11 protein-coding genes are annotated in these 11,134 nt (G+C 69.1%); 5 read left to right on the forward strand and 6 right to left on the reverse strand.

Features of this window, described 5'->3' with window-relative positions:
- Positions 1-14 precede the first annotated feature (14 nt).
- Genes treS through D7V80_RS27185 form a run of 4 tightly spaced genes read left to right on the forward strand, consistent with a single transcriptional unit; the run spans position 15 to position 6,208 of the window.
- Positions 15-1,664 (forward strand): maltose alpha-D-glucosyltransferase, encoded by a 1,650-nt coding sequence (treS, locus tag D7V80_RS27170; protein ID WP_120590927.1) that lies wholly within the window; start codon positions 15-17, stop codon positions 1,662-1,664.
- 6 nt (positions 1,665-1,670) lie between these two features.
- Entirely contained in the window at positions 1,671-3,005 is a 1,335-nt protein-coding gene (locus D7V80_RS27175; RefSeq protein WP_120590928.1) for a phosphotransferase, read from the forward strand.
- Positions 3,002-5,206 carry a 1,4-alpha-glucan branching protein GlgB gene (gene glgB / locus D7V80_RS27180; protein WP_120590929.1) on the forward strand — a complete coding sequence of 735 codons (2,205 nt, stop codon included), beginning with the start codon at positions 3,002-3,004 and terminating at the stop codon, positions 5,204-5,206. The genes D7V80_RS27175 and glgB overlap by 4 nt, the downstream gene beginning before the upstream one ends.
- A 36-nt stretch (positions 5,207-5,242) precedes the next feature.
- The gene (locus D7V80_RS27185) at positions 5,243-6,208 is read left to right on the forward strand and encodes an aldo/keto reductase (RefSeq protein WP_120590930.1); all 966 of its coding nucleotides are present in this window, start codon (positions 5,243-5,245) and stop codon (positions 6,206-6,208) included.
- A 9-nt stretch (positions 6,209-6,217) separates the two neighbouring features.
- On the opposite strand, the gene D7V80_RS27190 is transcribed toward D7V80_RS27185, so the two are convergent.
- The 3 genes from D7V80_RS27190 to D7V80_RS27200 form a co-directional block, all read right to left on the reverse strand.
- Complete coding sequence (locus D7V80_RS27190) at positions 6,218-6,568, reverse strand: PilZ domain-containing protein (RefSeq protein WP_233585752.1); 351 nt, start codon at positions 6,566-6,568, stop codon at positions 6,218-6,220.
- Between the two features lie 103 nt (positions 6,569-6,671).
- Positions 6,672-7,463: a heme oxygenase (biliverdin-producing) gene (locus tag D7V80_RS27195; protein WP_120590932.1), complete on the reverse strand. Its 792-nt coding sequence runs from the start codon at positions 7,461-7,463 to the stop codon at positions 6,672-6,674.
- Complete coding sequence (locus tag D7V80_RS27200) at positions 7,460-7,723, reverse strand: hypothetical protein (RefSeq protein WP_120590933.1); 264 nt, start codon at positions 7,721-7,723, stop codon at positions 7,460-7,462. Before D7V80_RS27200 ends, D7V80_RS27195 begins: the two co-directional genes overlap by 4 nt.
- 763 nt (positions 7,724-8,486) lie before the next feature.
- On the opposite strand from D7V80_RS27200, the gene D7V80_RS27205 reads away from it, so the two are divergent.
- Entirely contained in the window at positions 8,487-8,681 is a 195-nt protein-coding gene (locus tag D7V80_RS27205) for a hypothetical protein (RefSeq protein ID WP_120590934.1), read from the forward strand.
- Between the two features lie 5 nt (positions 8,682-8,686).
- Here D7V80_RS27205 and D7V80_RS27210 read toward each other — a convergent pair whose 3' ends face one another.
- Genes D7V80_RS27210 through D7V80_RS27220 form a run of 3 tightly spaced genes read right to left on the reverse strand, consistent with a single transcriptional unit; the run spans position 8,687 to position 10,826 of the window.
- Complete coding sequence (locus D7V80_RS27210; protein WP_120590935.1) at positions 8,687-9,214, reverse strand: gamma-glutamylcyclotransferase; 528 nt, start codon at positions 9,212-9,214, stop codon at positions 8,687-8,689.
- A 17-nt stretch (positions 9,215-9,231) separates the two neighbouring features.
- Entirely contained in the window at positions 9,232-9,831 is a 600-nt protein-coding gene (locus D7V80_RS27215) for a GbsR/MarR family transcriptional regulator (protein ID WP_120590936.1), read from the reverse strand.
- Positions 9,828-10,826, reverse strand: a complete 999-nt coding sequence (locus D7V80_RS27220) for a polyprenyl synthetase family protein (RefSeq protein ID WP_120590937.1) — start codon at positions 10,824-10,826, stop codon at positions 9,828-9,830. Before D7V80_RS27220 ends, D7V80_RS27215 begins: the two co-directional genes overlap by 4 nt.
- Between the last annotated feature and the right edge of the window lie 308 nt (positions 10,827-11,134).

The raw sequence follows: 11,134 nt of genomic DNA on the forward strand, positions 1-11,134 counted from the left end.
CCTCCGAGAGGCGTATGGACCTGGATCCGCTTTGGTACAAAAAAGCGCTCATCTACGAGCTGCACATCCGCGCATTCCATGACTCGAACGGGGACGGCCACGGGGACATCCCGGGCCTGATTGAAAAGCTGCCGTACCTCCAGGAGCTGGGCGTGGACTGCCTGTGGCTCCTGCCGCACTACCCGTCCCCGCTGCGCGACGACGGCTACGACATCGCGGACTACTACGGCATCCACCCGGACTACGGCACGCTGGCGGACTTCCAGCGGCTGGTGGAAGAGGCCCACAAGCGGGGCTTGCGCATCATCATCGAGCTGGTCGTCAATCACACCAGCGACCAGCACCCCTGGTTCCAGGAGGCGCGCAGGGACCCCAAGAGCCCCAAGCGCAACTGGTACGTCTGGAGCGACACGGACGAGTCCTACAAGGGCGCGCGCATCATCTTCACCGACACGGAGCGCTCCAACTGGACGTGGGATCCGGTGGCCAAGCAGTACTTCTGGCACCGCTTCTTCAGCCACCAGCCGGACCTGAACTACGACAACCCCGAAGTGCAGGAAGCCATGCTGGACGTCATGCGCTTCTGGCTCAACATGGGCGTGGACGGGTTCCGCTGCGACGCCGTGCCCTACCTCTTCGAGCGCGAGGGCACCAACTGCGAGAACCTCCCGGAGACGCACGCGTTCCTCAAGCGCCTGCGCAAGACCATCGACTCCGAGTACCAGGGCAAGGTGCTGCTCGCGGAGGCGAACCAGTGGCCCGCCGACGTGCGCGTGTACTTCGGCGAGGGCGACGAGTTCCACATGGGCTTCCACTTCCCGGTGATGCCCCGCCTCTTCATGGCGGTGCGCCGCGAGGACCGCACGCCCATCGTGGAAATCATGCAGCAGACGCCGGACATCCCGGAGTCCTGCCAGTGGGCCATCTTCCTGCGCAACCACGATGAGCTGACGCTGGAGATGGTGACGGACGAGGACCGGGACTACATGTACCGGGAGTACGCCACCGACCCGCGCATGCGCATCAACCTGGGCATCCGCCGCAGGTTGGCGCCGCTGATGGACAACGGCCGGCGCCGCATCGAGCTGATGCACAGCCTGCTCTTCACCCTGCCCGGCACGCCGGTCCTCTACTACGGGGATGAGATCGGCATGGGCGACAACATCTACCTGGGCGACCGCAACGGCGTGCGCACGCCCATGCAGTGGACCGGCGACCGCAACGCGGGCTTCAGCCGCGCGGACTACGCGCGCCTCTTCGCGCCCGTCATCGCGGACCCCGTCTACGGCTACCAGTCCATCAACGTGGAGGCCCAGGAGCGGCAGAAGTCCAGCCTGCTGCAGTGGGTGAAGCGGATGATTGGCATCCGCCAGCGCTACCCCGTGTTCGCCATGGGCTCCTTGCGCTTCCTCACCACGGAGAACCGCAAGGTGCTGGCCTTCGTGCGCGAATGGGAGGGCCAGACGGTGCTCGTCGTCTGCAACCTGTCGCGCTTCGCGCAGCCGGGCGTGCTGGACCTGCGCGAGTTCGAAGGCAGCATCCCCGTGGAGTTGATTGGAGAGACGCCGTTCCCCCGCATCAGCGAACTGCCCTATCAGCTGTCGATGGGGCCCTACATGTTCCTGTGGTTCCGGTTGGACAAGCCGCTGCAGGCGAAGGAGTAACCCCGCGTGACGCCCCTGGACCTGACCAAGCTGCCGGATTTTCTCAAGACCCAGCGCTGGTTCGCTGGAAAGGCCTGGCCCATCAAGAGCGTCAGCGTGGTGGACCACGTGACCATGGAGCTGGGCACGTGTTCCTTCACCCTGGCCATCATCGAGGTCATCTACGAGCTGGGAAACCCGGAGCGCTACCAGATCATGGCCCGGCAGACGCCAGACGGCCTGGTCAGCGCGCTGGAAGACGATGACTGCGTGCGCGCCGTCTTCAACCTGGCGCGCGAGGGGCGGCAGGTGGCCTCCGGCTCCGGCCGCGTGGTGGGTGAATGGATCGCCTCCACGGACAGCGGCGTGGCGCTGCCGGAGCCGCTCTCCGTGCGCCGGCTCAACGTGGAGCAGAGCAACACCTCGCTGGTGCTGGGCGAGCGGATCATCGTCAAGGTCATCCGCAAGCTGGAGGCCGGCGTGAACCCCGAATACGAGGTGGGCCGCTTCCTCGCGACGAAGACGTCCTTCCGCGCGACGCCGCAGCTGGTGGGCGCGCTGAACCTGGAGGGGCCCGCAGGCGCGACGCTCGCGCTGGCGCACCGCTTCGTGCCGGACGCCGTGGATGGCTGGAAGTACACGCTGGAGCGGCTGCGCCAGGAGAAGGCGCTCTCCGAGCGCTTCCTGGGGGACATGCGCGAGCTGGGCGCGCGGCTGGGCGAGCTGCACAAGGCCTTCGCCTCCGCGGGGCCGGACGACCTGGCGTTCTCCCCGGAGCCGCTGCTCCAGGAGGACCTGCAGCGCTGGAGCGCGTCCATCGTGGGCGAGCTGGGCGTGACGCTGGCGGACGCCGGGCGGCTGCACGCGGACCTGGAGGGCCGGCGCGACGGACTCATCGCGTACGCGAAGCGGCTGGCGCAGGTGGCGCCCTCCGGCCAGAAGATCCGCATCCACGGCGACCTGCACCTGGGCCAGGTGCTGCGCTCGGACAACCAGTGGCTGTTCTTCGACTTCGAAGGCGAGCCGTCCCGCTCCTTCACCGCGCGCCGGGAGAAGTACAGCGCGCTGCGCGACGTGGCGGGGATGATCCGCTCGTTCGACTACGCGGAGGCCACCGTGGCGCTGGAGGGCGGCCAGCCGCGCGGGCGCGTGGGCCCCACCCGCGACGCGTTCCTGGAGGGCTACCGCCAGGCGGCGCGCGGCGCGTCCTTCCTGCCCGACAGCGATGAAGCCTTCAACGTGATGTTGCGCGCCTTCGAGCTGGAGAAGCTGTTGTACGAAGTGCGCTACGAACTCGCCAACCGGCCGGACTGGGTGCGCATCCCCGTCGAGGCCCTGTTGCGGATGGAGGATGCCCAGTGAGGAAGCCTGCGGACAAAGCACAGGTGGACGCGGAGCTGCAGCGCGTGGTGGAGCTGCGCCATCCGGAGCCCCACTCCATGTTGGGCGTCCACCCGGACGGCGACGCGGTGGTGGTGCGCGCCTACCGCCCGGAGGCCGTGGCCATCCACGTCCTGCCGGAGTTCGGGGGCAAGGTGCCCATGCAGCACCGCACCGGCGGCGTCTTCGAGGCGCGCATCAACGGCCGCACGGAGCCCTTCAGCTACCTGCTGGAGGTGGAGTACCCGGGCAAGAAGGTCTTCACGCTGCGCGACCCGTACAGCTTCCTGCCCACCATCGGGGAGATGGACCTGTACTTCGCCGGCGAGGGCCGCCACGAGCGGCTCTGGGAGCGCATGGGCGCGCACCTCATCCACCACAACGGCGTGAAGGGCACGTCGTTCGCCGTCTGGGCGCCCACCGCCCGGGGCGTCTCCGTGGTGGGTGACTTCAACGGCTGGGACGGCCGCCTGCACGCCATGCGGCGCATGGGGTCCTCCGGCATCTGGGAGCTGTTCATCCCGGAGGTCGGCGAGGGCACCCGCTACAAGTTCGAGATCCGCCCCGGCCACGGCGGCGGCGCGCTGCTCAAGGCGGACCCCTTCGCCTTCCGCACGGAGACGCCGCCCGCCACCGCGTCCGTGGTGCATGACCTGCAGCGCTACGCCTGGGGCGACAGCGCGTGGCTGGAGGCGCGCGGAAAGCAGGCGGACGCGGCCCACCACCCGTGGAGCGTGTACGAGGTCCACCTGGGCAGCTGGCGCCGCGTGGTGGAGGACGGCGACCGGCCCATGACGTACCGGGAGCTGGCGCCGGAGCTGTCGCGCTACGTGAAGGAGCTGGGCTTCACGCACGTGGAGCTGTTGCCCGTGTCCGAGCACCCCTACGGCGGCTCCTGGGGCTATCAGGTCGGCGGCTACTACGCGCCCACCTCGCGCTTCGGCCACCCGGATGACTTCCGCTACCTGGTGGACTACCTGCACCAGGAGGGCATCGGCATCATCGTGGACTGGGTGCCGGGCCACTTCCCGCGAGACAGCCACGCGCTGGGCCAGTTCGACGGCACGGCTCTCTATGAGCACGCGGACCCGCGCCAGGGCTCGCAGCCGGACTGGGGCACGCTCGTCTTCAACTTCGGCCGCAACGAGGTGCGCAACTTCCTCATCGCCAACGCGCTGTTCTGGCTGGAGGAGTACCACGTGGACGGGCTGCGCGTGGACGCGGTGGCCTCCATGCTCTACCTGGACTACAGCCGGAAGCACGGCGAGTGGGTCCCCAACCGCTGGGGCGGCCGCGAGAACGAAGAGGCCATCCAGTTCCTGCGCGAGCTCAATGACACCATCCGCCGCAAGCACCCGGGCGTGGTCGTCATCGCGGAGGAGTCCACCGCGTGGCCCAAGGTGTCCCAGCCCGTCAGCGAGGGCGGCCTGGGCTTCCACTTCAAGTGGAACATGGGCTGGATGCACGACACGCTGTCGTACTTCTCCAAGGACGCCGTCTACCGGCAGTTCCACCACAACCAGCTCACCTTCGGCCTGCTGTACGCGTTCAGCGAGCACTTCATGCTGCCCTTGAGCCACGACGAGGTGGTGCACGGCAAGGGCAGCCTCTACGGGCGCATGCCGGGCGACGCGTGGCAGAAGCGCGCCAACCTGCGCGCGCTGTTCGCGTGGATGTGGGCCCACCCGGGCAAGAAGCTGCTCTTCATGGGCGGCGAGTTCGGCCAGCCGGCGGAGTGGAACCACGACAAGAGCCTGGACTGGCACCTGCTCAATGATCCGGGCCACAAGGGCATCCAGAAGCTGGTGGGTGACCTGAACCGCGTCTACCGCGACGTGCCCGCGCTGTACGACTCGGACAGCGAGCCCGTGGGCTTCCAGTGGCTGCAGCCGGACGCGTCCGCGGCGAACGTGCTGGCCTTCGTGCGCCGCTCGCGCACCCCTGGCCGTCACGTAGTGTGCGTGGCCAACCTGTCGCCGGTACCTCGCGAGGATTATCGCGTGGGCTTCCCGCTCCACGGCCGTTATGTGGAGCTGGTCAACACCGACGCCGGGGAGTACGGCGGCAGCGGCATGGGCAACCGGGGCCAGGTGCACACGGAGCCCACGGGTTGGGACGGTCAGCCCGCGTCCGCGACGCTCACCCTGCCCCCGCTGTCGGTGGTGTGGTTCACGCCGGGGTAGCAGCAAGCCCCCGGCCTCACCGAAAGGACCTGGGGCATGGCGGCAGGAGCAGCGGCGAAGCGGATGCTGGGAGCGACAGGCCTGGAGGTGTTCCCGCTGTGTCTGGGCGGGAACGTCTTCGGCTGGACGGCGGACGAGGCGACGTCGTTCGCCGTGCTCGACGCGTTCGTGGAAGGCGGCGGCAACTTCGTGGACACCGCGGACGTGTACTCGCGGTGGATCCCCGGCCACGTGGGCGGTGAGTCGGAGACGGTGCTGGGGAAGTGGATCGCCTCGCGCAAGGCGAAGGACCGCCTGGTGATTGCCACGAAGGTCGGCGCGGAGACGGCGCTGGGCAAGGGCCTCACGCGCGAGCACATCGAGAAGAGCGTGGACGCGTCCCTGCGCCGCCTGGGCGTGGAGCGCATCGACCTGTACTACGCGCACTACGACGACCCGAACACGCCCTTCGAGGAGACGCTCCGCGCCTTCGACGCGCTGGTGAAGGCGGGCAAGGTGAAGGCCCTGGGCCTGAGCAACCACACCGCGGAGCGCGCGCAGGAGGCCCTGGACACGCAGAAGCGGCTGGGGCTCGCGCGCTACCAGGTCATCCAACCGGAGTACAACCTGGTGGAGCGCCCGAAGTTCGAGGGCGCGCTCCAGCAGGTGAGTGAGAAGGAGGGCCTGGCCGTGGCGCCCTACTTCGGGCTCGCCGCGGGCTTCCTCACCGGCAAGTACCAGGAGGGGCAGCCGGCGCCGGCGACACCGCGCGCGGGCAACGTGCTCAAGAAGTACGGCAACGCGAGGGGCTGGGGCGTCGTCGCCGCGCTGAAGAAGGTGGCGGAGCGCCGGGGGGTGACGCCGTCGCAGGTGGCGCTCGCGTGGCTTACGACGCGGCCCACGGTGGTGGCGCCCATCGCCAGCGCCACGTCCGTGCCGCAGCTGAAGGAGCTGCTCGGGGCCTTCTCCCTGAAGCTGGAGGCGGACGACCTGCGCGAGCTGGACAGCGCGTCGGCGGCGTAGCGCGGGCTTTCAGCCTTCGTCGGAGACGAGGACGGTCTTCAGACGTGCCAGGATGGGCTCTGGCACGTCGATGAAGGACAGGCCCACCTCGAAGCGGGCCACGGCGTCCTTGGGTAACTTGATGGCCCAGACGATGCGCGCCGTACATTCCACCGAGCTGCCGTCCGGAAGGAACAACTCCAGGTCCAGGCGCGAGCCCACGTCCTGCGGATCATCCGAGTAGATGCGCGCGCCCCCGAGGCTGACGTCGAGCACCTGCTTCTTTTCGCCCACCTTCATGCGCGCGGGGCGCGAATAGAGGGGCGCGTGGATGCGCGGAAAAGCGCGGCGATCAATGGGAGAGGTCATCTGGAGTGTCACGTTCCGCCATCCTAACGTGCCTGTCACGAAACGGCACATCGCCCTCCCAGGCGAGGAGGCGGGCCGGGGGTCGGACCACCTCCTCCGTGGGTTCGGAGCAACCCTACCCGGGCGTACCGCCAAGGCCCTCGAGCTCCGGGGCGTCCCGGGCCAGCTCGTCGCAGATGAGGGCCTGGATGCGGAAGGCCAGCCGCGCCTCCTGCACCACCTCCTGGGCCTCGCCCTCCGTCAACGGCACCTCGTCCAGCCGGGCCACGAGCCGGCTCTGGAAGGCGAGCAGCTCCGCGGCGGACACCGCGTTGTAGAAGGCCGTGCCCCGGCCGTTCTCCAGCTCGAACGCCCGCGCGATGAGCTCCGAGCGCTGGGGCGAGTTGTAGAGGTCCTGGACGCAGCGGGCCCAGGCATGGGCGATGAGCAGGTGCGGAGCCTCCGCCGCCACCTCGCGGATCCGCTCGGCGTGCAGCCGGGTCTCCGCGCAGGCGAAGGGCTTCGTGCGCGTGTCGCCGCAGAACCAGTCCAGATCCGCCAGCAGCGCGGAGGCCCGCCGCAGCTCCGGCAGCCGCAGCACGCGCGTGAGCGGGCCGTCCTTCAGCCTCGGCAGTACGGACTCCAGCGCCTCGTAGACGACGTGCAGCTGGCGCAGGTGGTTCACGTAGTGGCGTGCGCGCACGAACTGGCCATAGACGCCACCGTTCCACGAGCCCTGGAAGAGCGCCTCCAGGAAGGTGGACTGCTCCGCCTGGCGCCGAGCGATGCCCGTCCCCTCCTCCAGCCGCAGCGACAGCCGCTGCGTGGACGGCAGGCCCGAGGGGGGCGTGGACGCGGAGGGCAGGCGCTTGTCCCTCGCGGAGCGCTCGAAGCCGCCCCAGCGGATCATCCCCCGGACGGTGCTCACTGCTTCCACCCGCCGGTGGGCGCCCCGTGGGCGGCGGTGGGGGCCGGATCCTGCGCTTCCGCCTCATGCGCGGGCGCGTGCGGCAGCTCCAACTGATGGATGGCCTCCACCAGGGTGTGGCCCAGCGCGCGCAGGACGTCCTCCTCCAGGCGAAGCGTCACCGGCCCCACCGCCAGGTGGATGTGCCCACAGCTGCACCGCGTCACTTCAGCGCACGGGCCTCGCGCCAGCACCGCCCTGCAGCATCCCTGACCGAGCATCGCGTCCTCCGGATGATTTTGATTATCGAAATCAAATTCATGAGGCCACAACGCCCTTCCGCCGTCAAGCCCGGTCCACGCCGTTCTGATCCGGAGGTCGGGAGCCAACACATCAAATACATACATGAAACATCCACAGCAAACACAGACACTGCAATCAATTGCATTGTATTTGTCTATTTTTGTTTCATGTTTCACTCGTAAATCCACTGCCTGCTCTTCTGTTCATGTAGGCATGGGTGTTTGCCGAGGCGGCAAAACTCCCTGAAGGTTTGTTCAGGCCCGTTCAGGAGCCCCAAGAGGGGCGCGAAAAGTGGCTGAAGGTTTGTTCAGGTCGCGTTCAGCCGGAAATCGTGGCTCAGAAAAAGAGGACCATGCGGCGACCACCCGCGCGGGCCGGCTCCCCTGCACTCCAGGAAGGCGTGGGTCAGCAGACTGGCCCCTGGAGCCTCCAGGGGGCTCAGGTCCAGGCTCCGGAAGGCATGAAGGGCGATCCACTCGACGTGCCAAACTCCCTGAACATCCCATCAGGCATGTTGGTGCTGGTCTGGGCACGGCGACGAGCGCGACGGGCTGTCGGAGCAGGGCGCAGCAGCGCGTGTACGTGGCCACCTGAAACGTGTGACTGAGCGACACCACCAGCGACCCGCTGCGCGGCGCCAGCTACCAGGGGGACTGGAGCGGCGGCTCACGCGAGCTGTCCGCCCGGGGCCTGCGCAACGCGGAAGGGCTTGGGTGGGAGCCGGGCACCGATACGCGCTGGGTGGCGGTCACCCACCGCGACGACGCGCCCTACCCGTTCGACGACGGCACCGGGCAGTCCGACAAGACGCACCAGGGCCTCCAGGCGCACTCGGTGCCCCTGGGCCTGACGTTCTTCGACAATGGGGAGATCAGCGGCGCCCGCGGGCGCGCTCTACCGCATCTCACCCACCGCCCAGCCGAAGCCGGGCGGTGAGCGGCTCAGCGCGACTCGCCGCGAGCCAGCTTCTCCACGTAGTCCGCGGGCAGCCCGGCGCTCTTCGCGCCGCGCACCAGCGCCTCCACGAAGCGAGGGCTCACCGGCCCGTCCGACGACGCGCGGCGCGGGTTGGTCACGAACGCGGTGGCCTCCACCTCCTGGCCATCCACGCGCACGCGCACCGTGCGCTCCACGCACATGCTGGTGACGAAGCCCTCCTTGTGCTGGACGATGGGCCAGTCCTTGCCGGGGATCTCGAAGAGCCGGCCGTACACCCGCGCGCCCGGCGCGTCCGTCAGCCCCGCCACCCGGCCGCCCCACCAGCGCGAGGGGAAGTCGTAGACGAGGTCCACGTCCAGCGCCTCGGCGAGCCGGCCTTCCGGCAGCTCGAAGAAGCCGTAGCTGTGCTGGTGCTTCCACTCGTCGAAGGCGGCCCGGTCCAGGATGGTCGAGTACGCGAAGTAGCGCCGGGGCGCGTTCGCGTCCGCCTGCTCGCGCGCCTTCATCACCTGGTCGTAGTGCGAATCCATTGTGTGTCCTCCCGCCGCTACCGCTCGCCTTTGCCGCGCGACAGGGCGCCGTCGCGGAACGCGCCCAGCACCCCACCCACGTCCAGGCGGGACGTCTTGATGAACAGCCGCAGCGCGCGCTCCACGTGGTCGGCCAGCACGGCCATGCGCTCCAGCCGCCGCAGCTTCTCCGCCTGCACGCCGCCAGCGCCCTCCGCCAGCCGGCGCGCCTCGGACAGGTCCGCGCGGATGCGGGTGACGAAGGCCGCCTCGCGCTCCTCCACCACGTGCGTCACCATCCGCACCAGGTCCGTCTCCGCCGCGTAGCGCCACACCGTGTCCTGCGGCACGCGCACCCGCTGGATGACGCCCCAGTGCTCCAGGTCGCGCAGCAGCATGGACACGCCACCCTTGGACAGGTCCAGCTCGCGCTCAATCTCACCGGCCGTCAGCGGCTCGCCGCGCAGGTAGAGCAGGCCCCAGACGCGGCCCTGGTTGCGCTTGAAGCCCCAGAACTCGATGACGTTGCCCACCGCCTCCACGGCGATGGCTTCCCATGGCGCCAACCGGCCATTCTGCGGCGGCGCGACGGTCTTCTGGCTCCCGGGATCCCCCCCTGTCCACAGGTAGCCTTTCATGCAGCGCGCCCCTTCACCTGCTGCGCGATGCCCTCCGACAGCCGGTGCGCCCAGCTCATCAGCTCCGCGCCCGCGGCGTCGTTCGCGAAGGGCCCCAGCTTGTCGAGCGCCGCTTCGATTTCGACGTTCATCATCTCCATGGACGCCTCCACCGCGCCGGCCGCCTCGATGGCGGCGCCAATTTCCCGGGTGCGCTCCGGGGTGATGACGGAGAACGCCCACGCGTCCTTGAGCTTGCGGCGCAGGGACTCGTCACGGGCCACCGCCAGCAGGATGGGCAGCGACGGCGTGCGCGAGTGCACGTCCGCGTACCGGGGCTTGCCCACGTCCGTGCCCAGGATGTCGCGGATGTCGTCGGCGATCTGGAACGCCACGCCCAGGTGCCGGCCAAAGGCGTCGAAGCGCGCCTGCGCCTCCGGCTGGTCCGCCAGCGTCGCCGCGGCCTTGCCGCACCAGCCGAACAGCGAACCCGTCTTGCCCTCGGCGATGTAGCGCAGCCGCGTGAGCGGCAGGTTCATGTCGCCTCGCGCCTCCACCTCCGCGATGGCCGCTCGGGTCATCTCCGTGACGATGGCCAGACCGCTCTGCACCAGGCGCGCGTCCAAAATGGACAGCCGCGACAGCGCCGTGGACAGGATGAGGTCGCCGCTCATCACCGCGACGATGTTGCCCCAGCGCGCGTTCACCGTCGGGCGGCCCCGGCGGAACATGCCCGCGTCCACCACGTCGTCATGCAGCAGGCTGGCCGAATGGATCATCTCCGCCGCCACACCCACATCCACCAGCCGGGCGGCCGGCACCCCCACCACACCACCAAACAGGCGGACGAGCATGGGACGGGCCCGCTTGCCGCCGGCCCCCAGACACAGGTGGCGCGCCGCATCCATCAGCGTGTCGCCCTTCACGTCCGGGCCGACATCGCCATCCGCGAGCAATTCGGTCAGCCGCTGCTCCACCTGCCCCAGAAACTCCGTCAGCTCGTGAGCGACATCCATGTGCGCGGTCTCCTTCAGGGTCGTTCATATAGTTCAAGACCGCGTGAACTGCACCTGAATCCCTTCTGCCCACCAAGCGGGCGGACAGTCAGCGGAAAGCAACGAATAAGCCCGGTTGGTGCCCGGCCGGGCCCGGCGGGTCCTTGGAGGTCCGATTGAGAGGGAATGCGCGGCCATGGGAAACGAAATCCAGTGTCCGCCGCCCTCCGTCGTCGCCTCGTCCAGAGCTTCGCTTCCCTCGCCACCGGCGTCCCCCTCTTCCGCCCTGGCGCCTCGCTGCCCGGCTCGTCCGCGCCCCTCCTGGGAGC

The sequence above is a fragment of the Corallococcus sp. CA054B genome (genome assembly GCF_003611625.1).
Lineage (GTDB): Bacteria > Myxococcota > Myxococcia > Myxococcales > Myxococcaceae > Corallococcus > Corallococcus coralloides.

Excerpts from the sequence above, each read along its gene's own strand:
- D7V80_RS27220 (WP_120590937.1), bottom strand. The coding sequence starts at position 10,826 with ATGGATGTCGCTCACGAGCTGACGGAGTTTCTGGGGCAGGTGGAGCAG.
- treS (WP_120590927.1), top strand. The coding sequence starts at position 15 with ATGGACCTGGATCCGCTTTGGTACAAAAAAGCGCTCATCTACGAGCTG.
- D7V80_RS27215 (WP_120590936.1), bottom strand. The coding sequence starts at position 9,831 with ATGAAAGGCTACCTGTGGACAGGGGGGGATCCCGGGAGCCAGAAGACC.
- D7V80_RS27200 (WP_120590933.1), bottom strand. The coding sequence starts at position 7,723 with ATGCTCGGTCAGGGATGCTGCAGGGCGGTGCTGGCGCGAGGCCCGTGC.
- D7V80_RS27185 (WP_120590930.1), top strand. The coding sequence starts at position 5,243 with ATGGCGGCAGGAGCAGCGGCGAAGCGGATGCTGGGAGCGACAGGCCTG.
- D7V80_RS27210 (WP_120590935.1), bottom strand. The coding sequence starts at position 9,214 with ATGGATTCGCACTACGACCAGGTGATGAAGGCGCGCGAGCAGGCGGAC.